Here is a 20,471-nt window from a genome sequence, read left to right on the forward strand (position 1 = left end):
CCGCGGCTGGTGACGTGATAGATGGCGGCGCGGCCTCGGGCGGCCAGATGATTCGAAGCACCGACGCAGCTACGGATTGACGCAGCTACGTCGTTACGTCATTACGTAAGCACGCAATGAGGCACTGATGCACGTCGTGGTGGTGGCGAGCCAGAAGGGTGGCGCAGGCAAAACCTCGCTGATGCGCAGTCTCGCGGTGGCGACGCACCAAGCTGGGCATGCCACCGCGCTCCTCGACACGGACCCGCAGGGGTCGCTTACGAGCTGGTGGAACCGGCGCGAGGACTCGCAGCCTGCGCTCGTGCGGATCGAGGTCGCCGACTTTCAGGCGGGCGCCGAGCGGCTGGCCGCGGCAGGGATCGAGTTCCTGTACGTCGACACGCCGCCGTCGGTGCGCCCCGAGCTGCGCAGCCTGCTCGCGCACGCCAGCCTCGCCGTGGTGCCGGTGCGCCCCTCCCCCGACGACCTCGACGCGGTGGGTGATACCCTGGCGCTGATTGAGGATGCCGGGTGCCCGTTCGTGTTCGTGCTGACGCAGGCCAAGCCGCGGACCCGGTTGCAGATGCAAGCCGTGATGGCGCTCGCCAAGCACGGGAAGCTCGCGCCGACCGTCATCCACGATCGGACGGATTTCCCGACGGCGGCGATCTCGGGCAAGGCCGTGACGGAGTTCGAGCCCGAGACCGCGGCAGCGCGCGAGGTGAAGGAAGTGCTTGAGTACGTACTGACGCAACTACGTAAAGACGCAAGCAAGGCGAAAGCGAGACGTTGACCATGGCGGCGAAGCAGACACCGTCCCTCGATGGGCTGATCCAGGCCAAGGGTGCGCCCAGGCCGTCCGACGTGCCGCAGCGGGGCGAGGCGCCCGGTCCTGGCGCTGGCGCCCCGGCGCCGGATCCCAAACCCGCAGTTGCGCCGGTCGCCGTACCTCGGCCGCAGTCGGACGCGGAGCCCCGCACGAAGTCGCTCACGCTCCGGCTGTCCGAACCGCGCTATCAGCGGCTTCGGCGGTTCGCGTTCGAGCGTGACGCCAGCCATCAGGAGATCATCGAGGCGGCGTTGATGGCCTACCTTGAGCGAGAGGGCGGTTGAGCCCAAGCCGTACCCGCGTGGGTGCGTGGGTGCGCACTTGCCTACGTCATTACGTAAGCACGTAGCTAAGCACGAACGTACCTGCGGACTTGCTTCGGAGCCAAATCGGCTGTAACTTTCGATAACGGTCATTCTCGAAAGTTTGGCTGCTAGGCAGAGCCTATGCCGACGATCCATCTGATAGACGGCACCGAAGGCCAGTGCCTGCCGGTGAAGCCAGCCAAAGGCGCAGCGTGCAACGGCTGTGGCTACTGCTGCGCCGAGGAGCCGTGCCATCTCGCCGTCGAGTACATCGGCGCCGGCACGGAAGGCCCATGCCCGGCCCTGGAGTTTGAGGAGGGCCGGGTATGGTGCGGCCTCGTGCGGCACGCCTCCCGGTACATGGATCTACCGAACGACTGGGCGGACGCGGTTCTCGGCGAGATGTTCGCCGCGGCGCTGGGTGCCGGGCGGGGCTGCGATGCCGACCTCTGAGATCCTGATCGGCGAGCCGGTCGAGGCCGGACTGCCCGCGGAGGCAGCCGCGATCGTCCGCGCCTATCAGCAGGCCAGCAAGGCGCCCTCGACGGTGCGTGCCTATCGCGGCGACGTGCTGGTGTTTCAGGCGTGGTGCGACCGGTACGGGTTCCGGTCGCTGCCGGCGAGCCCCGAGGCCGTGGCGGGCTTCATCGTGTCGGAAGCGGAGGACGGCCGCGCCGCCTCGACGCTCGGCCGGAGGCTCGCCGCGATCCGGTACGGGCACAAGCTGCACGGCGCCGCGGACCCGACGGATGACGAAGGCGTGCGAGCCGCGATCCGAGGCGCCCGGCGCAAGGTAGGCGTCGCCCCGACGCAGAAGGCGGCCGCAACCGCGGAGATCCTGGCTGCTCTCCTGATGCGGACGCCCGACAGTCTGACGGGCAAGCGGGATCGGGCATTGCTGGCGCTCGGCTTCGCGGGCGCGTTCCGGCGCTCCGAACTGGTGGCGCTCGATGTCGAGGACCTGCGCGAGGATCCCGAGGGCATTCGCGTCATGGTCCGCCGAAGCAAGGTCGACCAAGAGGGCAGGGGCTTTGAAAAGGCCATCCCGCACGGCCGGTTCATCCGACCGGTAGCCCTGGTGCGCGAGTGGCTGGACGCAACTGGCATCGTCTCGGGCCCGGTGTTCCGGCCGGTGTCGCGGTCGGGCAACGTGCGCAAAACGGAAACTGTTTCCGGTTTGCCGCCTCGCCTCACGACGCAGGCCGTAGCCGACATCATCAAGCGGTATTGCGCCGCCGCTGGCCTCGACGCCACGACGTTCGGGGCGCACAGCCTGCGGGCTGGCTACATCACCACGGCGGCCGAGCGTGGGGCCGATCTCGCCCGGATCATGGATCAGTCGGGCCACAGGGATCCCCGGACCGTGGTCGGCTACATCCGTCGAGCCAATGCTTTCAAGGGACACTCGGGGAGCGGCTTCCTATGACCAAGCGCAAGCCCAAGGCTAAACCGCCCGAGCCAAAGCGAGAGCCGAACGCACAGGAACGAGCCGCGATGGAGAAGGCGAAAGCCTACTGCCGGGGCCGAACCGAACCCCTGGCCTATGAGGTCAAGAAGATCGAAGGCGGGGACATCACGGTCGGCATCCCGCATAACGACTATGGCGGGTTCGAGGTCGTGCATCGCGCCACTTTCGGCACTGTCTCGGCAGACTTTGCCAACCGGACGGGCGGCGAGGTCGGTGAGATCATGCGCAGCCGCGGCAAGCCGATGCCCAGCCAGGATCAGATCAACGCCGGCATCGCGGCCATAGCGGGTATCGCCCCCGAGAACGAGGCAGAGACCATGCTGGCCGTGCAGATGCTCGGCACGCACGCGCTGGCGATGGACATGCTGTCCAAGGCCAAGTGTGCAGCGGCCCCCGAGCACATTGAGCGGTTCGGCACGCTCGCGACCAAGATGCTGCGGACCTACACGACGCAGCTCGAAGCCCTCGCCAAGATCCGCCGCGGGGGCGCCCAGAAGGTCACGGTCGAACACGTCCACGTCCATGCCGGTGGTCAGGCCATCGTCGGCAATGTCACCGGGGGACCGGGAGGGGCCGGAGGGGGCCACATCGAAAATGGAAGCCAAGCCCATGCACCCGCTCTCACTGGACCGGCAGCCCTCGCCCTTCAGGCTAATCCGGAGATGCTGTGCCCAGACCAGGGCAGGCACCCCGTGCATGTCGCCGGCGGTGAGGGAGAAGGCCCGATGCCGGATGCACGGCGGGGGAAGGGGAAGCGGCGGACAGAAGGGTGAGCGGAACGGCGCCTATCGAACCGGGATGTACACGGCCGAGATGGTCGAGCTGCGCCGGGAGGTAAGCCGCATGGTCCGGATCTCGAACGCGGCGATCAGAGCCGGGTTCGGGTGAGCCGTCTAGCGCTCCCTCGGGAGTTTCGGGAGCTGTACGCGGGCGCATGCGAGAGGGTTTTTCCCGCCTATAAAAAGGGGGGGGCGATCCGCCACCTCACCCGGGTGGTCCATTCGGCGAGCTGGAGCGCTCGCAGCACCGCGGCGGCCATCTTGTCCGCGCTCCGGCGCCCGTCGGCATCGTGGTGGTAGGCGGCCAGCGTCTCGATCGGCAGCGGCTCAGGCCCGACTAGGGCGAGGCGCCGCGGCTGGTGCGCGCCCTCGTCCGTGTCGAGCATCAGCACCAGGATGAGGCCGGCCGCGAACACGTAGCTGTGCACCTCACGCAGTCGCTCGCGTTGCACGACGGGGAGGGTGAGGATGTCGCCCATGGTAGCGCTCCCGTCAGGACCCACGAGCGAACTGGACGGGCCGCGACCGCGCCGTATGCGGCCTGATCATCGGCAGAGATCTGCATCCAGATCCTAAATTTGATGGAGCATGTGTTCTCGAGACAATGCAGCCTCCCCGGCTCGGGGTGCGGAGGGTCGGGCGCATGCAATCTATCGCCGAGACAGACATCCCACGCTCGCATATGGCCGAGCTCATCGGCCTGCTGGATGAATTTCCACTCGCCCGAAACCCACGACGGGCCGCGGTGCTTGGGCTCCGACTGTGGGAATTGGAATGTAGAGCACGCTGGCAAGGAGCGGCTCCTGAGACGCTGGCGGCGATCCAGGGCGCGCGCGTGCTGCTGGATCTGGCGGAACTACCCCCCCTACCGCCCCTACCGCCGTCGAGCGCAACCCGATGATAGACGGTTCCACGTCCACCAACCTGCTCACGCTGTCTGTGAATTTGGACTCGATGCAGCGGCTTTTGGGTCGCCGAACCGCCGATGGAACGCTCGTACCGGTTGATCCGTCCCTGATCGAAGCGGCGATAGCGGCCGGACGCGAGCAGGTGGCGAGCGTCAAGAGAATGCTGGGGGGCATACCGCACGACGAAATGGAACCCTGGCAGCGATCCGCCGACAGCCTGGCCGCGGCCGTGGCCGAGCTCGATGGCATGCTCGACATCCTCGAGGAAATGCTGAGCCACCTGAGCGATTGGAGAGACGGCGCTCATTTCAGGCCTCCTTTGGTCCAGGCCGCTAACAAGCCCACGCCGCGGTGATGATGGACTCGCGCGCATCGGCCCGGTCACCGCATGCGCCACGATCAAATGGTGCTCGGCATCCACCGCGGCCTGGACGTTGTAGCCGACCATGCCGGTGCTTTTGCCGCTGGTCGCCATGGAGCGCGCGTCGGGATCGGTCAGCGAGACTTGGCCGTCGGAGGCGGCCTCGACTTGCCGGCCCATCGCCTGGAGAACCTGCATCTGCTCGCGCAGACGAGCGATCTTCTCATTGAGCCGCGTCGTGCGCGCCTCGGCGATGTCGCTCGGCGCGCGGTCGGCCCGATCCAGCGCCGCGAGATAGCGGCCGATGCTCGCCTCGATCTGCACCAAACGGGCTTCGACCTTGGCGGCGGTGAAGTTCTTGTCGCGATTGTTGACCGCCTTGAACTTGCTGCCGTCGATGGCGACGACCGCTTTGCTGAACAGGTTTAACTGGCGGCACAGCACCATGAACTGTGCGCAGGCCGCCTGAATGGCCGGGCCATTGTCCTTACGGAAGTCGGCCAGCGTCTTGAAGTCGGGCATCAGCCGGCCGGTGAGCCAGATCAACTCGATGTTGCGCTGGCTCTCGCGTTCGAGGCGGCGGCTCGACGGGACGCGGTTGAAGTAGCCGTAGAGATAGATCTTGAGCAGCGTTGCCGGGTGATAGGCCGGACGGCCCGTTGCCTCCGGCACGGCGCCAGGGAAGCCGAGCGCGGGCAGATCGAGCTCATCGACGAACACCTCGACGAGGCGAACCGGATTGTCGGCGGTGATGTAGTCGTCCAGGCAATCGGGAAGGAGTGTGATCTGCTGACGATCTTCGCCTGCTATGAAACGCTTCATCCCGACCTCCCTAGATCGGGGTTTACTTTACCAGATCACCGCGTTTTCACACAGCCTGGACCCTTCTCGGAAGTTCAGAAGGTCTGTTTGCGGGCAGCCTGATCCAGTTCTATGTCCGATCCTGACTGAACGCGGCGAGAGCTGGTTTGTATCTGCGAAGCTACGCGGTTCCGCAGCTCGACCTGATCGCGTGCGACCGCCAGCCCATTCACATCGTCGGCAGCATCCAGCCGCACGAGTTCCTGCTTGCTTTCGATGGTCACAACCTAGTGCTTGTCCAAGCGGATTGGATCAGCGCTGAGCATCACGAGGTCTGCCAGCGTGCGTCAGGTCGCCTCCGTCTGCTTCAGCAGATCAATCGGTATAGATATCACCACGCGCAGGCCTTCGGGCCCCCAGTGATAAGCGATCTTGCCGCCGAGCTGGCCGCCGACGCTGCGCTGGACCAAGGTTGCGCCGAACCCAGCATGTTCCGGCGGTTGCGCGATCGGCGGTCCACCACGCTCGCACCAGATCAGGCTGATGCTCTTGTCGTAGCGGCGACAGCTCAGACTGACGGTGCCTGTATCACCAGATAGGGCGCCATACTTGACCGCGTTCGTCGCGAGTTCGTGGATGATCAGCGCGAGGCTGGTCAACGCCGTGTCGCGGATTGGAACATCCGCTCCGCCGAAGAACCGGATACGGCGATGCGCGCTGCCCACGCCGTCGTAAGGCATCAGCAAGGCGCGCAGTAACGCCTGCAGGGTCTGCGCCGGACGCGGCGCAGCCTTATCCTGGGGCGACGCGTGCAGGTACTCCAGCGCCCGACCGAGGCTGGTGAACCGATCCCGCAGCGTCCGTGCATACGGCTGCACTACCGGGATGTCGCGTGCCGAGAGGGTGACGAGGCCGTTGACCAGGGCGAAGACGTTCTTCAGACGGTGGCTCAGTTCACGGCTGCGCAGTTCGTGATCGGCCTGGGTTTTCGCCGATGCGGTGATGTCCCGCGAGACCGCAAGCAGGCCGATGGGACCCCCGTCATCGTCCAGCATGCGCGAGAGGGCTACGTCCCAGTAGCGCGCCTCTCCGAAGATCCCCGGACGCCAATGGCTGAAGCGGGCGACGCCGGTCTCGCGCACAGCTTCGAGCCCAACTAAAACGGCCGCCCGCGCCTCCTCGGGCCAGGATAGGGACCATGGTTCTCCCTCGTTCTCAGCGGTGTCGCAGCTGCGCAGCTGCTGCAGCGCGGTCGGGTTGGCGAATTGGAGATTGCCCTGCGGGTCGAGTACTTCGATGCAGTCCGGGCTCGCCTCGACGATGCACCGGCTGAGGGTCTCAACGGACCACAGGCCACGCCGCACCGCCTCGATCGTTCCGGTGTCGAACAGGCGGTGCATTGGAGGTGACCGGCGTCGAGGCGAACCGTAGCCATTCGGGCCGGGGGACAGCGCCAGGGAGAGACGATCCCACAGAGCTCCTGTTGCCATTGCCGGCTCCCGCGCGTTGGTCTCGCATGACGAAGTGTCAAGCTATCGTCAGGCTACGGAAACTGCGCTCCGTCCCCTTATCAAAAGACAATTGCGCGAACCTTTTACGAAAAATTAATCACCGCTTTGGGGTACCTGGCCTCTATTGAGGGTAAATTTCGGTGAAAACTGCTTTTTGATCGGATTGGCATCTCCGGTCACTGCCATGGGTAGCAAGCTGTAGCTGTGATGTTGCGAGCGCAGCGAGCTGCGCGAGCGTTCCTTGCCCCTTCATCGCCTGCACGGCTCCTTCCGACCCAAGCGTACTCAAGCCCCGTCGCCCGGTTCGGGTGGCGGGGTCTTTTACCGGGCGGATCATCGATCACTGGACAGGGCGCAGGCATCCAATGTCGTGCTCGCGGTGTCGTCGCTAGATCGGCTGGGCTCGGTCTGGCGTTCCTTCGAGAGGCACCTTTCGAACGATCACCTCGTTCTCTCTTTTGGGAGGGCGGTTTAATGCAGGCAGGCGCTGACGCGGAAGCTCGAGAGCTTCGAGCCGCTGTCCGACCAAGCTCGCTGGGCTTTGAACAACCTGATACTCAAGGTTCGGCACGTCGGCGCGCGCCAGGATCTGATCCGGGAAGGCGACAAGCCCGACAACGTCCTGCTGATCCTCGACGGCTTTGCCTGCCGGTACAAGATGCTCCCGGACGGCCAGCGGCAGATCATGGCCCTGTTGGTACCAGGTGACTTCTGCGACCTGAACGTGTTCATCCTCGACGAGATGGATCACACCATCGGTACGATTTCGCAGTGCCAGGTCGTGGACATCCCCCGTCAGGCTATCGATGAGATCACGGCGCATCACACGAGCATCGCGCGCGCCTTCTGGTGGTGCTCCCTGGTCGACGGTGCGGTCCTACGAGAGTGGCTGGTCAACATGGGCGCACGCGCTCCGGACCAGCGCATCGCGCACCTCCTCTGCGAACTTTTGATGCGCTTGGAGGCGGTGGGGCGTGTCACCGATAATAGCTACGCGTTCCCACTCACGCAGACCGAGATCGCTGACATGATCGGCTTGTCCGACGTGCACGTGAACCGAACCCTACGCGGGTTGCGCGCCCTCGGCCTGATCCACCTCAAGCGCCGCGTCCTGACCATTCTCGACGTCGAGCAGCTAAAGGCGTTCTGCAGCTTCGCACCGAACTACCTGCACCTGCGCAATACCCGTTGGGGAGAGCGCCACGACCTGAGTTGGCTCGGCCGAGCCCAGGAAGGCTAGCCGATGTCCGAGCGGGGCAACGTCGAGACGTTGATCGTTCTGCAGCCGATCGCGGTCGACACGGGTAGCCCCGACCGTGACGGCATGCTGGTGATCGCCAACGGCCTCCTTGTGGCGGTTCTTGTCCGCCTCGCCGAACCCGAGCACGCCAATGTCGGAAGCTGGTTTCTGGAAGCGGGGTTCGGCCGGCTGCAGGGGAACAAGTCTCTGACCTTCCTGGACCTGGAGGAGGCGACGCGCTGGCTGCAGCGACGCCTAGCGCCGACCTAACCTCGTCGGCGCTGCCCCGTGGTTGGGCGATACCGGCGTCCGCACTCTGCTGGAACGCGACGCCCCCGAACCTTTCTCAAGCCTGGGGTACTTTCAGGAGGTTCCAATGGGCGTGTCGCAAACCCAGACGGCCCTTCGTTCATGGGTCGTTAGCCACACCCGCCCAGCTTGCCGCCTCCGCCTTGGAGCCGGCTCATGACCCTCCACACCATCGCCGCCAAGCTGAAACAGCGCGCCAAGGCCGACTTCCGGGGCCGGCACTTCGAGGCGGCGCTGATCGTCCAGGCGGTGTCCTGGTACCTGCGCTACCCGCTCAGCTACCGTGACATCGAAGAGCTGTTCCTGGAACGCGGTCTGGAGGTGGACCACTCAACCCTGAACCGCTGGGTGCTCGCCTACGCGCCGCTGATCGAGAAGCGGCTGCGCGCATTCCGCCGGCCACACTGCGGCTCGATCTGGATCGACGAAACGTACATCAAGGTGCGCGGCGAGTGGCGCTACCTATACCGGGCCATCGACAAGCACGGTGACGCGGTCGACTTCCTGTTGACCGCCCGGCGCGATCTCGATGCGGCCAAGCGGTTCTTCCGTAAAATGCTGGCGGACCAGCCGCTTCTCGCCCCTGATCGGATCGGCACGGACGGCGCCGGAACCTATCCGCCCGCCATCGTAGCTGCGAGGAGCGACGGCCTGCTACCCCGCACACCCCTCCACTACGTCACCAAGCACCTGCAGCAAGGGATCGAGAGCGACCACTTCCGGGTGAAGCGGGCGATGACGCGGGTCGGCGGGTTCCGCTCTTTCCATACGGCGCGCCGCACGATCTGCGGCTTCGAGGCCATGCTGTGGCTGCGCAAGGGCTTCGGCTTTGCCGGCGCGTGGACCGTGCGCGAGCAGAACCAGCTGCTTGGGGTCTGCTTCGGGCTTCAAAAGGTTAACGAGATCTGAAAACAAGGCGGTTCTCGCCTTTCCTGCGGCCTACGATACGGCTTGCGACAGGCCCCGGATACTCGGCTACAACGGTGCCGAGATCGGCACTGACGCCGTGATGCTCTCAGCAAACGCAGGGTAGGGCAACCGCGCTTGCAACCGATCGAGGGTCCCGTCGAGCCAAGCCCGGCTCGCCTCGACGTCGCGTTCGAGGTCCCTGGCACCAGCGGTCATGGATGGCCTCGGATCGCATCGAGCGGCATAATCCACACGGAAGCGGCCTTCACTTCCGACCGTGGATGACCAGTGCAAGAAGGTAACCGAGCGCGCCCGCCATCGCGACGACTATGAGCGGCGACTCTTTCGCATATTGGCTGAGCGCCTCACCGCCCTGTCGATACGCATGTTCGGCCTCAGGGAAGCGCTCGCGCCCCTTCTTGATCGCCTCACCAGCGAGATCGTTCGCTTGGTCGGCCACGTCGCGCACCGCGTCCTTGGCCTGTCCGACGAGGTTCTCGGTCGAACCCTTCAGTTCGGTCATCTTGCTCTTGCCCTGGGTCTCGCGGTCGCCAATCGCGGCGCCGACCTTGCCATGAACCTTGCCGCCGAGTTCCTTCGCGGCGCCGGTGATGCGGTTCTCGTCCATGGTGTCCCTCCTTGAATTGGCAGCCGGGCCCACATGCATCGCGGGCCCGGCTGGTTCTACGAGAGTCGATCAGTGCTTGCCGGTGCTCTTGCCGTGAGCCTTAGTCGAACTCTCGTGCGCCTTCGCCGAATGGCCGTGGGCCTCCTCGGAGTGCTTGCCGGCCGCCTTAGCGTCGCCCTTCTCGTGGTGCTCGGCGGCCGTCTTGTGCGACTTGGCGGCTGCCTCGTGATGCTTGGCCGCCTCGTGGTGTGCGTTCTGGGCCATGGCTGTGTTCCTCGTTCGGCACCATAACGGTGCTCGTTGCGGTCATATCGACCGGCGCGTCCGGGTGAGGTCGTCCTCCACCGGCGTGCGGAAAGTCCTCAGGCTCACCGCGTCAGCGCACGGGTAACCTGCCATCAGGGGCGTAGCGGTTCACCACTGAGGGAAGCTCCTGTGGGAGCCGGAAAAGTAACTCGCCGTGCGACAGGTCGGTCTGCCACGACAGGCTGTCGAGCACCGCAGAACATATGCCCTGCTGCAACTGACGAAGGGTGATCTCATAAAACGGCGGCGTGATCGGTCGCGAAGAACGTTACCAGTGCGCGTGCTCCTGCTCGGTCGGCATACGACCCTGTGGGGTAAGCTGGTCGACCACGCCGGGCAGCAACTGCGAGAGTTGCGACAGCAGGTCGGAACTGCCCATGCCGGTCTGCTGCGAGAGCTGGCCTACCGTCTCGGGACCGAGCGCGTCGCCGAGGTCATGCGGCGCGATCGGTTGGTTCTGACCTTGGCCGATCCACGAGTTGATCGCCCCGCCGTGGCCAGCCTGGGTGAACTGATCCACGAGGGCACCGAGCCCACTGGCCCCACCGCCGCCGAGCAGACCGCCGAGACCGCCCTGACTGGCGCCAGCCATGCCGCCGCCCGCGTTACCCAACATGCCGCCGAGGCCGCCGCCTCCGGCCCGCGCGACCAGAAGGCTCATCAGGGCGCCGACGAGGGGGTTAGCGCTGCCACCCTGTTGCTGACTGGCGTTACCGCCGACCACGCTGCCGATGATGCTGTCGAGTAGGCCCATGGGTGGTGCTCCGGGAGCGGCCCTCAGGCCGGGATGATCGTATGGGTCGACGATGAGGCCGGACCCAAGGATGGATGCCGAGGATCAGACTGGGTGGTTGTAGACACGCACCCTGCGGGCACCCGACATCGACGTGTCCGTACCGGCCATGGGAGCGCTCACCGCATCGTTCTCGCGCACGAGCGAGCCGGCGGCCGCGTCCGAGCCGATCAAGGTCGATGTGTCCCTTGGGGCCTCGTCGGCAGTCTTGCCGCTCCAGCCCTCGCTCTCCCAACCCTGCGCACGCGCGTCGAGATCGACGGCACCGTGCTCCTCCAGGATGCGCGTGGCTACACCGGCGTGAGCTTCACTCGCCCTCACGGTCAGCAGCGAGCCGCCGCGGCGCACACCCTCGGCGTAGGCATGCGCGTCGGTCTCAGTCACACCGGCGCCGGTCAACGAGCCGGTCAAACCGCCCGCTGCGGCACCGATGCCCGCACCGGTCAGCGTCGCCACGAGCCAACCGGCGGCCACGACCGGACCGACGCCTGGGATGGCCATCAGCCCGAGGCCGGCGAGGAGGCCCGCGCCACCGCCCAGGATCGTGCCGAGCGTCGCGCCCGTCCCCGCGCCGGTGGCAGCATGGTCTGCCGTGTCGCCCGTTCCGGCATTGCCGGTCTCCGCCTTGTTGCTGACGAGGCTGATATCCGAGTGCGGCACGCCGGCCGCCTCCAACTTCGTCACAGCCGCCGCAGCGTCGTCGTAGCGGTCGTACAGGGCCGAGAGGGTCTGTGCTGGCATGGGATGACTCCGAGATATTCGGGTGGGACAGATCGAGCGAGGGGACCGGCTACTGGACCGCGACGTTCCCCTTGAAGTCTAGGCCAACGCTGGCAGCTTTGCCGTCCACCATCGCGCTGGCGTGCCAGATGCCGTCGCCATCCTTCTTCAGGTCCTTGACCTCGTGGTAGCCGGCTCGCTCAAGCCGCCGGCGGACCTCACCCTCGGTGAAGCTGTTGGCGCCCCGCTCCAACTTGACGTTCGCCCCCGTGCCGGTGGCGGCTGCCTTGCCGTCGTGGCTGTGATCGGTGTTCGGCCGCGTCACGGCGTTCTGGCCGCCGGACGTCGCGCTGGAAGCACCACTCGTCGCCGGCTGCCCGGTGACGGTCGTCTGCGCCAGTGCGGGCGCTGCTGCGAGCAAGGGCAACACGATGAGGATCGAGCGGTTCAGGGACATGGCAGGGCCTGTTTGTCTGGTGGTAGTAGAGGGACGGCCAATCCGACGTCTGATATCGGCAGGGTGCGCTGCCCGGTGCATCCAAGCTCCAGGCAGCGCTCTCAGGTGGATCAGACCGGCTTGCGAGTGCCCGGCGTGGTCCCGGTCGTCGTGGTGCCGGTCGTGCCGGTGCGGCTGACGTTGCCGCGCTCATCCTCGACCTCGACCTCGGTGTGACGCACCTTGTCAGTGATGGTCTCGGTGCGCTGACCCGCGTCCTTGCGAATGCCGACCTCCTCGACCACGCGGGCCTCCTTCGACACCACCGCCTGCTCACGCATCTCGGTCGCCTCGATGGTCTTGCTCGCAAACAAGGCCTCGTCGGCCGCCGTCACCGGCCGGTCGACCGCGCGCCGGTCGACGTGCACGGTCTCGTCGCGCAGGGTGACCTGCTCCTCAACCGGCTTCTCGACGACGAAGGAGCGAACTCGCACCCGGCCGCTCTCGGCCACGCGCTTGCCGACGTTGAGCCGCTCCTCAACGATCGGGATGTAGTCGGTCTCGCCCGTGGTCGTCCCGGCACCCTTCAGGGCCGCGGCTCCTGTAGCCGCCGTTCCGGTTGCTGTCGTACCCGTGGTCGAGCTGGCCGTCGTCGTGCCGCCCGTCGCCGAGTACCCGCTCCAGCCTTCCTTGCGCCACGCGCTCTCACGCTGGTCGAGGTCGACCGAGCCGTGCTGCTCCAGGACATCGTAGGCCGTCTCGGTCTGCGCCGGCTCGACGCTCGCGGTCAGCAGCGTGCCACCGCGGCTCAGGCCCTCGCTGTAGGCGTAGCGATCCTCCTCGGGCATGAAGAAGTCCTTGAGCGAGCCCCAAAATCCGCCCTCGTCCTTGTGGTAGTCGTACGAGCCGCTCGTGCGCGCCGTCTGGGCACCTTGCACCAGCTTGATCGCCGATTGCGGGATGCCGGCGGCGACAAGCTTGGCCTGCGCGGCCTGCGCCTCGGCCGGGCGATCGAACAGCGCGGTGATCGTCTGCGTCATGGTGTTGTCTCCTGAGCTGAAGGGGGATCGATCTGTTCGCTTGCGTGGCCGTCCGGGCTCACGCGTTCGACCACGGCGCGCTGCTTACGCAGCGTCACCGGGACCTCGACGTCCTCATCCGCGGAGCTTCGGCGGACGTGCACCTCCTCCTTCAGGACGAGGCGCTTCTCGGCGACGAGGATCTCTTCGAGAACGGGAATGACGGTCACCCCGTTCTCCTCGCGGATCACCGGGGGGACCTCGCCCTCGGACAGCGTCCGGTTGACCGGCACCCTGGTGACCTCGACCGTTTGGCTGCGCAGGCTCTCGCGCAGGACCTGATCGACGGTCTCCGTCCGGGTCGAAACCCGCACCCGCCCGGTCTCCACCGCCTGCTTGTCGATGCGAGCGGTCTCCTCGATCAGCGGGAGAACCACCTCCTCGCCCAAAGTGACCTCCGCCGTCTCTACGCCTTGCGTCTGTGAGAGCTTCGGCTGGCTGGCGGCGGGATCGCTCATGATCAGATCCGACGCTGGGTCGTGGCGGTGATGCCGGTGTGGCTCACCACCGGATCGACCGCCGCACCGCGGCCCGCGAAGAAGGCGGCCAGTGCGCCGAGGATCAGCGCCAGGGCGCCGTAGAGCGCCCCCTGTGAGCCGACCCGTGCCGCGGCATCGGCTGCCTGCTTGGCCTGCTCCTTGGCCTTGGCAACAGTGTCGTTGAACTGCTGCACGTACTGGGCGACTTGTGTCCGGGCCTGATCGACCGGGATGTTCTGCGCTTTCGCCAGCGCCTGGGCGGCCTTCTCCTGGGCGTCCTTCTGCTGGGCAGCGTCACCGGTCACCGCGGCGCGCATCGCGCTGACGGCGGCGTTCTTCAGGGCTTCAGGGTCATTGCCGGTGCCATTGCGGACCTGGCTCTCGATGTTCGAGAACGGGTTGTCCATGCCCGGCAGCGACGGGGCGGCAGCCTGTGCGGCGGTCTTCACCGAGCCGCCGACGAGGTTACCGGCGCCGCCCAGCGTGCTCGACACCGCGCTCGACGCGCCGCTGACGATGCCGCCGACCGCCGAGGACAACAGGTAGACGACGACCAGGGTCGAAACCGCCCAGGCGATCAGCCCGTGATAGGCAGTGGTAGTGTTGGCCGGCTTGCCCGAGAGGCGCCCGGCGAGCCAGCCGCCAGCGGTGGAGGCGAGGATGCCGGAGATCACGAACCAGATCCCGGCGCCCGAGGACAGGCTGCCCGCGGTCGGGGTGCCGTTACCGGCCGGGTCGACGGTCGAGAGCCCGATCCCGAGCCCGACCATGTTCAGGATGACCTGGGCGACCAGCGCGATCACCGCGCCGGCGAACACCGCCCCCCAGGAGATGGAGTGCAGCGCCATCGTGCGCATGTCCTCCGCAGGGGAGACCGCACTGGCGGTGGGGAGGTCGCGGTCGTAGGCCGCGCGGGTGGTGTCAGGTGATAACGCCATGGTCGGTACTTTCAGTTCAGTGTGGTTCGATCTTCGGCCTGAAGTCGGCGGAAGCGGGTTTGACTGGGCTCAGAGCACCCGGTGGCCGATTAGGGCGTGGTCGAGCCGCCGCCCGACCACCACGCCGACGACGGTGACGAGCAGATCGGTCGAGGTTCAGCCCCGCGATGCCGGGCTGACCGAACTGGTTGCGGGCCGTGTGTCAGCTCCCGCTCCAGCATCACGAGCAGGTCGAGCGCTTGGGTCCTGGCTCGGGGTTCGACGACGCGTATGCCGCCTCGATGGCAGCGATCTCGGCGGCGGCTTCCGCCTGGATCGCACGGTCGCCCTCGATGATGCCGATGGCTTCCTTGATCAGCGCCCGGGCATAGTCGGGCGAGAGCACCTTTCGACGCTCGGCCACACGGATCTCCTCGTATCAACCCGCCAGGATGATCTTCCGAGATGCTCGTGTGAGCAGAGCTACCACCGTGTAATTAGGCGATTTAGTAGAAGTTCCGACGATTTATATAAAGTACATTTGCACCAAGCCGGCCTGGTAGTTCTGTCACGGTTTTCGTTTGTCTCAGCGCCGGTGACGCGTGTTCGGCCCAATGCCGCGCTCCTGCGCCCACACCACCACCGCGCTGCGGCGGTTGACCCCGAGCTTGCGGTACAGCCCTGAGACATGGTTGCGCACCGTGTTCGGCGACAGCTTCAGCTCGGCGCCGATCTCCCGGTCGGTGGCGCCCTGGCAGATCCGCGTGAGCATGTCCTGCTCGCGGATCGTCAGGTTCTCGACCCCGGGCGACGTCCGACCGGACCGTGTCGGGTGGCGCAGGGTCGCCAGCTTATCGATCACCCCGTGGCTGAACCACGACGCGTCCGCCATCACCGCCTCGATGGCGGTGATCAGTTCGCGCTCCGAGAGCTTGCGACTGGTGATGTCCTGCAGGACGCACAGCACGCAGGCCTCATCGTTGATGCTCACTCGCTCGGCCGAGACCAAGCAGTCGATCTCCGCGCCCGCCGCATCCTGCAGCACAGCTTCGAAGCCGCGCACGCTGCCAAGCCGCCTGAGATCGCGGGAGAACTTGCGCTGCTCAGCGCGATCAACCCAGAGCGCGAGATCGGCGAGCGACTGGCCGCCGACGGTATCGGGAATATGCCCGAACGTCGTGGCGAAGGCCTGGTTGACGCTGGTTATCTCCAGCCCGTCCGCGTCCAGCAACGCGCTCGGCACCGGTGAGAGATCGAACGCCTTGGCGAAGCGCTCTTCGCTGTGGCGCAGGGCCATCTCGGCCTTCCGGCGATCCTCCAAATCGGCGAAAGTGAACAGCATGCACGGCTCGATGCCGCCAGAGCCTGGCATCTCGATGGCGTGCCCGGCCACGATCACGTACCGGCCGCGGCCGCACGGCGTGGCGAGCTGAGCCTCCATCTGTGGGATTGTGCGTCCCTCGTGCAGGCGATGGATCGCCATCTCGCGCCGCTCGGCCTCGCGCAGCAGGTCGATCTCGCAGAAGGTTCGGCCGAGGACATCATCGCGATGGTAGCCGGTCAGGTCGAGGAAGCCGTGGTTGACCCGCACGAAGCGCAGGTCGGCGATCCGGCAGATGATCGCCGGGGCCGGGTTGGCGTTGAACATCCGCTCGAACCGGGCCTCGGCCTGATAGCGTTCGCTCACGTCCTGCATCACCAGGGCGAGGCCACTCGGCGTGCCGGCCGCATCGGTGGTCACCAGGCTGCGTATACGGTGCATCCACCTGTGTGTTGGATCCCGGGTCGGGACCAGCTCGACCACGACGTCGCGGAACACCTCGCCTGAAAGCACCCGGTCGAGGGGATGCTGCAGCGGGCCAATCTCCCGATGATTGCGGTAGTGCAGCGTGAAGTTCGCACGGTACTCGGACACGGTGGCGCCGAGATCGCCGACATCGGTAATGCCGTGCATCATCACGGCGGCATCGTTGGCGTAAGCGATGGTCTGATCCGGCTCGATCAGGATCACGCCCTCAGATAGACCAGCCACGATCTGCCGCATCTGTATGTGGCGCGCCTCATCGACCATCGGGGTATCTCCATCCGAAGCGCCAACGCTCGAATGCGAGGAAAAGCCCAGACCGCCGCGTTTTGTCGATCCTGATCTAGTCGATCGCCTCGGATGCACTCGCCGAGCAGATCTCCGGCCGAGTAACTGCACCAATGAGCTTACGAGGATTTGTTACGCACAAGTTGCAGTTTGGGCCGGCGGCTTCCAGTAATAAATATCACTTCGAGCGTGCCTTCATCCATCGTCGTGACGTGGAGGCGGTAGCCCATATTCGTCGCCAGCATACGCGCTTGGTCCAGTGTACTGGCGGCCAAGGTCATCGTGAACTCGGCTACGCCCGATGCCAGTTGAGCCGCGAGGAGACCGATTTCAACACCTTCGTCGAAGGTCTCGTCGCGGCCAGCAAACCGCAGGCGCAGACCGGGCACGACGTGGATGTGGCGCATGGCTAGTCTCTCTGGACACCTCGCAGTGCACAACCGATGTGGTTAACGTTGCGTTAGCGGCGGTGTGCTCTCGAAAGATCCAAAATCTTGCGCGACCACTACGAGGTTGGAGCAGCTTCTCGAACCCGGGCGACACACACGGTCTCAGAACGCCGCCTTATGTGAAGGAAGCGCAAGGACGGAGGAGTCGACGAGCCGCGCGTCTTGAGTGCGGTCCTCACCTTCGCCAAGCCCACAGAGGCGACATCGGCATAGGGGCGGATCCGTGCCATTTCGCCGGCCCGGCGGCGCACCGTGTGCGGCTTGGCTAGCAGCGGCCCTGTGGCGAGCGCGTCGAAGTAGGCTATCCAGTACCGAAGCTTCATGGGCCTCGGATCACTCGATTTTAAACCCTTCGCTGACGGCATGGTCGCTTCCGATCGGCAAGCTGCATACCGCAAACATCCTACCAAAGGGATGAACGCGGCCTCAATCGCTCGAGCCGATAACAAGCGGCCAAGTTCCAACGGCAGCGTTCCAAGGATCTTGCCCTATTGGAACGACCACGTTCCAGCGGGATAGTTCCAGTCAGCGAGCCCTATTGGAATGCAACGGCAGGTAGCGCGATCGGTTGTGTGCGAAAAACGACCGTCAAAGCAGCATGTGGCGCGGGACAGGCAATGGCGCCGGAGGCACCACCCGTGCGCGGTGCCGCCGTCGAACGGCCCGGCGAGCAGGTGCTCCGGCCGGGCCTGCCGCAGGAATGAGAGGCGCGTGCGCGTAGCGAGCCGAGGGCCAAGCGCGCCAATTCCAGCCGAGCCTCACGATCCTGGTCGCCCCACGCTGCACCTGTCGCCCCGGCCCTCGGCCGCCGAACGCCTTGCCGGACGGCGGCACGTGGGATACCGCCAACGCGACTGAACTACGCATCACAAGCGAATTGTGGTGGGTCGCCCTATCGGCAGGCGATACTTTATCGATAATGCATTTCGCATATCAATTTTCTGTGTATTCAATAAATTGGAATAAAGATCATAATTAATTTTGCTATATTGCTGTACTGTTCCGCAGATGCTGTACATTAAAACACCCCAGAGCGCGCTACGAGGGACTCTCTTTTGTTTGATGCGAACGCCTTGCTGAACGAGCTCGTGGCGGATCAGATCCAGCCCTGGCAAGATGTGCATTTCAACGCCATCGAGCTGAACGATCGGCTGAGACAGCTCAATCATTCTCCATCGACCTGCCTCTTCCAGATCGTCGGCAACGCCGTCTCCATGCTGGAAAAGCCCGCGGATCTCTCGATCCATCCGAGCTATGTCTCACGGTATCATTGCTACCTGCATCACCTGACCGACGCGCTCTACGCCGTCCCGGCAGGTCGGGACATGATCATCGCCATCGACATTCAGGATCAGGCGCCGGATCACGATGGGCTTCCGGTCTTCTCGTTCCAGAAGCTGGCGGGCCAACGCAACCTGCTCCTGCCCGACGTCGACCTGATCGCGCTGGATTATCTCGCGGCAGCCCCACCGGACACGCGTCCCTACGCCGACAAGGCGCCCGTCGCGACCTTCTGCGGATCGACCACCGGCGGCGGCTACATCACGACCGATGCGGTGCGGGGGGCGTGCTTCCCACGGCTGCGCGCCGCGCGATACTTCGCCGGCCGCCCCGAAGTCGACTTCAAGCTGACCGCGATCGTGCAGTGCGATCCGGAAGCCGAGGCCCTGTTGCGCGCGGAAGGCTTCGGCACCGGCCCGCTGAATTGGGACTTCACCTACCGCAGCAAGTTCGCCCTGTCCCTAGACGGCAATGGAGCCGCCTGTTCAAGACCGGCAATCATACTGAAAAGCAATTGCGTATTGATTAAATACAACAGTCAATGCTTATTGCACTATTCCAAGGGCCTGATAGATGGGTATAATATATTGGACATTACCAGCGAAGAGCAGGTCATCGCCATTGTACGGGAGGAGCGGCAATCCCCGGGCCTCTACGCGCCGATCGCGGCGGCCGGGGCGCTCTTCGCAGAGAACGTGCTTTGCAAGAGCGCAGCTCTCACTTACACGGGTGCCCTACTCAAGGCGTATGCCGACCGTCTTCGGTGAACTCTGCTGGGTCCTGGCGCGGGCATATCGCCCACACCATGGGTGCCATTGGAATGGATGGCGCGGCAGGGAACGGCTCGATATGGCACAGATACTAGACGTTCCTCATGCTGGCCTGCTCTACCAAGACTTCATTGCGCGACTTGTCGCCGAGCGGGAGGCGCGGACGTATCTGGAAATCGGCGTCCAGAACGGGCTCAACCTGTCCAAGATCTCGGTCCCCTGCGCGTTCGGTGTCGATCCCGGCTTCGCGCTGACGGTCGATCCGACGGTCGGGAAAGATACGCTGCGCCTCTACCGGATGACGAGCGACCGGTTCTTCCGCGATCACGCCGAAGACATCCGAGCCGCCGGCCCGTTGGACTTCGCGTTTCTCGACGGCATGCATCTGTTCGAATACCTGCTCCGGGACGTGTACAACACGGAGCGGTTGTCCGGCCGCTCAGGCCTGATCACCATCCACGATTGCCTGCCCTTCGACGGGGAGATGATCGAGCGCCAGAACAACACGGCAGGGCGGACACCCGGGCCGTGGGCGGCGGCCTGGACGGGCGATGTCTGGAAGATCATCCCCATCCTTCAGAAATACCGCCCGGACCTCAAGGTCGTTCTGGTCGATTGCGCCCCGACCGGGCTGGTCTGCCTCACCAACCTCGATCCATCCTCAAGGGCCCTGGAGGACCAATACCTCGACATTGTGTCGGAGTATCACGCGATGCCCAACGACCGGGCGGCGCTGGAGGCGTTCTTTGACGGCCAGCAGATCGTCTCGGCCGAAGCCCTGACGGCCAATTTCGGCCACTCGATCTCGTTCCGGATCTAGGCTCTGTCGTCGCCTGAACCATCTGGCTTAGCACGTGTTCTGTGCCCTCGACCTGAGGAGGGACGATGCTGAGCGACGCGCACTGGGCTGTTCTGGAGCCGCTGGTTGAGGCGTGCCGGCCGAAGGCGAAGACACCGCCGCAAGACCTGCGACGCACGCTCTCAGCAATCCTGTGGCGACATCAGAACGGCGTCAAGTGGCGTGCAATCCCGCCCGAGTAGGGGCCATGATGGCGTGCCGCGTAGATCTTCATCCGGTGGTCGCGCGCGGGGGTCTGGGAGCGTCACCGCGACTGCGCTGGC

26 protein-coding genes and 3 pseudogenes are annotated in these 20,471 nt (G+C 65.4%); 13 read left to right on the forward strand and 16 right to left on the reverse strand.

Annotated elements, in window-relative coordinates; genetic code table 11:
* Positions 1-127 precede the first annotated feature (127 nt).
* From AC3IF1_RS30435 to AC3IF1_RS30460, 6 genes are all read left to right on the forward strand, one after another.
* Positions 128-772: a nucleotide-binding protein gene (locus tag AC3IF1_RS30435; protein WP_489220815.1), complete on the forward strand. Its 645-nt coding sequence runs from the start codon at positions 128-130 to the stop codon at positions 770-772.
* Between the two features lie 2 nt (positions 773-774).
* Positions 775-1,092, forward strand: coding sequence for a ribbon-helix-helix domain-containing protein (locus AC3IF1_RS30440; RefSeq protein ID WP_489220816.1), 318 nt, complete (start codon positions 775-777; stop codon positions 1,090-1,092).
* 162 nt (positions 1,093-1,254) lie between these two features.
* Positions 1,255-1,566 carry a hypothetical protein gene (locus tag AC3IF1_RS30445; protein WP_489220817.1) on the forward strand — a complete coding sequence of 104 codons (312 nt, stop codon included), beginning with the start codon at positions 1,255-1,257 and terminating at the stop codon, positions 1,564-1,566.
* Positions 1,553-2,539 carry a site-specific integrase gene (locus AC3IF1_RS30450; protein WP_489220818.1) on the forward strand — a complete coding sequence of 329 codons (987 nt, stop codon included), beginning with the start codon at positions 1,553-1,555 and terminating at the stop codon, positions 2,537-2,539. The genes AC3IF1_RS30445 and AC3IF1_RS30450 overlap by 14 nt, the downstream gene beginning before the upstream one ends.
* Positions 2,536-3,354 carry a hypothetical protein gene (locus tag AC3IF1_RS30455; RefSeq protein WP_489220819.1) on the forward strand — a complete coding sequence of 273 codons (819 nt, stop codon included), beginning with the start codon at positions 2,536-2,538 and terminating at the stop codon, positions 3,352-3,354. The genes AC3IF1_RS30450 and AC3IF1_RS30455 overlap by 4 nt, the downstream gene beginning before the upstream one ends.
* Positions 3,278-3,469 (forward strand): hypothetical protein, encoded by a 192-nt coding sequence (locus AC3IF1_RS30460; protein ID WP_489220820.1) that lies wholly within the window; start codon positions 3,278-3,280, stop codon positions 3,467-3,469. Before AC3IF1_RS30455 ends, AC3IF1_RS30460 begins: the two co-directional genes overlap by 77 nt.
* A gap of 67 nt (positions 3,470-3,536) precedes the next feature.
* Here AC3IF1_RS30460 and AC3IF1_RS30465 read toward each other — a convergent pair whose 3' ends face one another.
* From AC3IF1_RS30465 to AC3IF1_RS30475, 3 genes and pseudogenes are all read right to left on the reverse strand, one after another.
* The gene (locus AC3IF1_RS30465; protein ID WP_489220821.1) at positions 3,537-3,839 is read right to left on the reverse strand and encodes a hypothetical protein; all 303 of its coding nucleotides are present in this window, start codon (positions 3,837-3,839) and stop codon (positions 3,537-3,539) included.
* Positions 3,840-4,647: 808 nt separating this feature from the next.
* Positions 4,648-5,451, reverse strand: a pseudogene (locus AC3IF1_RS30470) (transposase); the annotation flags it as partial.
* A 74-nt stretch (positions 5,452-5,525) separates the two neighbouring features.
* On the reverse strand, positions 5,526-5,714 hold the full coding sequence (locus tag AC3IF1_RS30475) for a hypothetical protein (RefSeq protein ID WP_489220843.1): 189 nt from the start codon (positions 5,712-5,714) through the stop codon (positions 5,526-5,528).
* Here AC3IF1_RS30475 and AC3IF1_RS30480 point away from each other — a divergent pair.
* Positions 5,676-6,029, forward strand: coding sequence for a hypothetical protein (locus AC3IF1_RS30480; protein ID WP_489220841.1), 354 nt, complete (start codon positions 5,676-5,678; stop codon positions 6,027-6,029). The genes AC3IF1_RS30475 and AC3IF1_RS30480 overlap by 39 nt on opposite strands.
* Before the next feature lie 111 nt (positions 6,030-6,140).
* Here the strand turns inward: AC3IF1_RS30480 and AC3IF1_RS30485 are convergent.
* Positions 6,141-6,920: pseudogene (locus AC3IF1_RS30485) on the reverse strand (PAS domain-containing protein); the annotation flags it as partial.
* A gap of 562 nt (positions 6,921-7,482) precedes the next feature.
* Between AC3IF1_RS30485 and AC3IF1_RS30490 the strand changes: the two are divergent.
* The 3 genes from AC3IF1_RS30490 to AC3IF1_RS30500 all read left to right on the forward strand — a co-directional run bounded on the left by AC3IF1_RS30490 (position 7,483) and on the right by AC3IF1_RS30500 (position 9,399).
* Complete coding sequence (locus AC3IF1_RS30490; protein WP_489220822.1) at positions 7,483-8,181, forward strand: Crp/Fnr family transcriptional regulator; 699 nt, start codon at positions 7,483-7,485, stop codon at positions 8,179-8,181.
* 3 nt (positions 8,182-8,184) lie between these two features.
* Positions 8,185-8,451, forward strand: a complete 267-nt coding sequence (locus AC3IF1_RS30495) for a hypothetical protein (protein ID WP_489220824.1) — start codon at positions 8,185-8,187, stop codon at positions 8,449-8,451.
* 195 nt (positions 8,452-8,646) lie between these two features.
* The gene (locus tag AC3IF1_RS30500) at positions 8,647-9,399 is read left to right on the forward strand and encodes an IS6 family transposase (protein WP_489220825.1); all 753 of its coding nucleotides are present in this window, start codon (positions 8,647-8,649) and stop codon (positions 9,397-9,399) included.
* Positions 9,400-9,664: 265 nt separating this feature from the next.
* On the opposite strand, the gene AC3IF1_RS30505 is transcribed toward AC3IF1_RS30500, so the two are convergent.
* The 12 genes from AC3IF1_RS30505 to AC3IF1_RS30560 form a co-directional block, all read right to left on the reverse strand.
* On the reverse strand, positions 9,665-10,027 hold the full coding sequence (locus AC3IF1_RS30505; protein WP_489220826.1) for a CsbD family protein: 363 nt from the start codon (positions 10,025-10,027) through the stop codon (positions 9,665-9,667).
* 69 nt (positions 10,028-10,096) lie between these two features.
* A complete protein-coding gene (locus tag AC3IF1_RS30510; protein WP_243947511.1) occupies positions 10,097-10,291 on the reverse strand; it encodes a hypothetical protein in 195 nt (64 codons plus the stop codon).
* A gap of 112 nt (positions 10,292-10,403) precedes the next feature.
* Positions 10,404-10,586 (reverse strand): YidB family protein, encoded by a 183-nt coding sequence (locus tag AC3IF1_RS30515; protein WP_489220842.1) that lies wholly within the window; start codon positions 10,584-10,586, stop codon positions 10,404-10,406.
* Positions 10,587-10,601: 15 nt separating this feature from the next.
* Positions 10,602-11,087 (reverse strand): YidB family protein, encoded by a 486-nt coding sequence (locus tag AC3IF1_RS30520; protein ID WP_489220827.1) that lies wholly within the window; start codon positions 11,085-11,087, stop codon positions 10,602-10,604.
* Between the two features lie 84 nt (positions 11,088-11,171).
* Entirely contained in the window at positions 11,172-11,867 is a 696-nt protein-coding gene (locus AC3IF1_RS30525) for a hypothetical protein (protein WP_489220828.1), read from the reverse strand.
* A 49-nt stretch (positions 11,868-11,916) separates the two neighbouring features.
* Entirely contained in the window at positions 11,917-12,303 is a 387-nt protein-coding gene (locus AC3IF1_RS30530) for a hypothetical protein (protein ID WP_489220829.1), read from the reverse strand.
* Positions 12,304-12,413: 110 nt separating this feature from the next.
* Positions 12,414-13,322: a YsnF/AvaK domain-containing protein gene (locus AC3IF1_RS30535; protein WP_489220830.1), complete on the reverse strand. Its 909-nt coding sequence runs from the start codon at positions 13,320-13,322 to the stop codon at positions 12,414-12,416.
* Entirely contained in the window at positions 13,319-13,819 is a 501-nt protein-coding gene (locus tag AC3IF1_RS30540) for a YsnF/AvaK domain-containing protein (protein WP_489220831.1), read from the reverse strand. The genes AC3IF1_RS30535 and AC3IF1_RS30540 overlap by 4 nt, the downstream gene beginning before the upstream one ends.
* Positions 13,820-13,821: 2 nt before the next feature.
* On the reverse strand, positions 13,822-14,778 hold the full coding sequence (locus AC3IF1_RS30545) for a PhnA-like protein (RefSeq protein ID WP_489220832.1): 957 nt from the start codon (positions 14,776-14,778) through the stop codon (positions 13,822-13,824).
* Positions 14,779-14,998: 220 nt separating this feature from the next.
* Complete coding sequence (locus AC3IF1_RS30550) at positions 14,999-15,181, reverse strand: hypothetical protein (protein WP_489220833.1); 183 nt, start codon at positions 15,179-15,181, stop codon at positions 14,999-15,001.
* Positions 15,182-15,343: 162 nt separating this feature from the next.
* Complete coding sequence (locus tag AC3IF1_RS30555) at positions 15,344-16,828, reverse strand: PAS domain S-box protein (protein ID WP_489220834.1); 1,485 nt, start codon at positions 16,826-16,828, stop codon at positions 15,344-15,346.
* A 140-nt stretch (positions 16,829-16,968) separates the two neighbouring features.
* Positions 16,969-17,256, reverse strand: a complete 288-nt coding sequence (locus tag AC3IF1_RS30560) for a hypothetical protein (protein ID WP_489220835.1) — start codon at positions 17,254-17,256, stop codon at positions 16,969-16,971.
* Between the two features lie 1,115 nt (positions 17,257-18,371).
* Between AC3IF1_RS30560 and AC3IF1_RS30565 the strand changes: the two genes are divergently transcribed.
* The 3 genes and pseudogenes from AC3IF1_RS30565 to AC3IF1_RS30575 form a co-directional block, all read left to right on the forward strand.
* On the forward strand, positions 18,372-19,346 hold the full coding sequence (locus AC3IF1_RS30565) for a hypothetical protein (protein WP_489220836.1): 975 nt from the start codon (positions 18,372-18,374) through the stop codon (positions 19,344-19,346).
* Entirely contained in the window at positions 19,327-20,169 is an 843-nt protein-coding gene (locus AC3IF1_RS30570) for a class I SAM-dependent methyltransferase (protein ID WP_489220837.1), read from the forward strand. Before AC3IF1_RS30565 ends, AC3IF1_RS30570 begins: the two co-directional genes overlap by 20 nt.
* Positions 20,170-20,234: 65 nt before the next feature.
* Positions 20,235-20,411 (forward strand): annotated as a pseudogene (locus tag AC3IF1_RS30575) (transposase); the annotation flags it as partial.
* Positions 20,412-20,471: the final 60 nt, after the last annotated feature.

It is taken from the genome of Methylobacterium sp. E-012 (genome assembly GCF_057836545.1).

What these genes read in the sequence shown, in the direction of transcription:
- AC3IF1_RS30435 (WP_489220815.1), top strand. Translation starts at nt 128, where the DNA reads ATGCACGTCGTGGTGGTGGCGAGCCAGAAGGGTGGCGCAGGCAAAACC.
- AC3IF1_RS30440 (WP_489220816.1), top strand. Translation starts at nt 775, where the DNA reads ATGGCGGCGAAGCAGACACCGTCCCTCGATGGGCTGATCCAGGCCAAG.
- AC3IF1_RS30445 (WP_489220817.1), top strand. Translation starts at nt 1,255, where the DNA reads ATGCCGACGATCCATCTGATAGACGGCACCGAAGGCCAGTGCCTGCCG.
- AC3IF1_RS30450 (WP_489220818.1), top strand. Translation starts at nt 1,553, where the DNA reads ATGCCGACCTCTGAGATCCTGATCGGCGAGCCGGTCGAGGCCGGACTG.
- AC3IF1_RS30455 (WP_489220819.1), top strand. Translation starts at nt 2,536, where the DNA reads ATGACCAAGCGCAAGCCCAAGGCTAAACCGCCCGAGCCAAAGCGAGAG.
- AC3IF1_RS30460 (WP_489220820.1), top strand. Translation starts at nt 3,278, where the DNA reads ATGTCGCCGGCGGTGAGGGAGAAGGCCCGATGCCGGATGCACGGCGGG.
- AC3IF1_RS30465 (WP_489220821.1), bottom strand. Translation starts at nt 3,839, where the DNA reads ATGGGCGACATCCTCACCCTCCCCGTCGTGCAACGCGAGCGACTGCGT.
- AC3IF1_RS30495 (WP_489220824.1), top strand. Translation starts at nt 8,185, where the DNA reads ATGTCCGAGCGGGGCAACGTCGAGACGTTGATCGTTCTGCAGCCGATC.
- AC3IF1_RS30500 (WP_489220825.1), top strand. Translation starts at nt 8,647, where the DNA reads ATGACCCTCCACACCATCGCCGCCAAGCTGAAACAGCGCGCCAAGGCC.
- AC3IF1_RS30505 (WP_489220826.1), bottom strand. Translation starts at nt 10,027, where the DNA reads ATGGACGAGAACCGCATCACCGGCGCCGCGAAGGAACTCGGCGGCAAG.
- AC3IF1_RS30510 (WP_243947511.1), bottom strand. Translation starts at nt 10,291, where the DNA reads ATGGCCCAGAACGCACACCACGAGGCGGCCAAGCATCACGAGGCAGCC.
- AC3IF1_RS30520 (WP_489220827.1), bottom strand. Translation starts at nt 11,087, where the DNA reads ATGGGCCTACTCGACAGCATCATCGGCAGCGTGGTCGGCGGTAACGCC.
- AC3IF1_RS30525 (WP_489220828.1), bottom strand. Translation starts at nt 11,867, where the DNA reads ATGCCAGCACAGACCCTCTCGGCCCTGTACGACCGCTACGACGACGCT.
- AC3IF1_RS30530 (WP_489220829.1), bottom strand. Translation starts at nt 12,303, where the DNA reads ATGTCCCTGAACCGCTCGATCCTCATCGTGTTGCCCTTGCTCGCAGCA.
- AC3IF1_RS30535 (WP_489220830.1), bottom strand. Translation starts at nt 13,322, where the DNA reads ATGACGCAGACGATCACCGCGCTGTTCGATCGCCCGGCCGAGGCGCAG.
- AC3IF1_RS30540 (WP_489220831.1), bottom strand. Translation starts at nt 13,819, where the DNA reads ATGAGCGATCCCGCCGCCAGCCAGCCGAAGCTCTCACAGACGCAAGGC.
- AC3IF1_RS30545 (WP_489220832.1), bottom strand. Translation starts at nt 14,778, where the DNA reads ATGGCGTTATCACCTGACACCACCCGCGCGGCCTACGACCGCGACCTC.
- AC3IF1_RS30555 (WP_489220834.1), bottom strand. Translation starts at nt 16,828, where the DNA reads ATGGTCGATGAGGCGCGCCACATACAGATGCGGCAGATCGTGGCTGGT.
- AC3IF1_RS30560 (WP_489220835.1), bottom strand. Translation starts at nt 17,256, where the DNA reads ATGCGCCACATCCACGTCGTGCCCGGTCTGCGCCTGCGGTTTGCTGGC.
- AC3IF1_RS30570 (WP_489220837.1), top strand. Translation starts at nt 19,327, where the DNA reads ATGCCGACCGTCTTCGGTGAACTCTGCTGGGTCCTGGCGCGGGCATAT.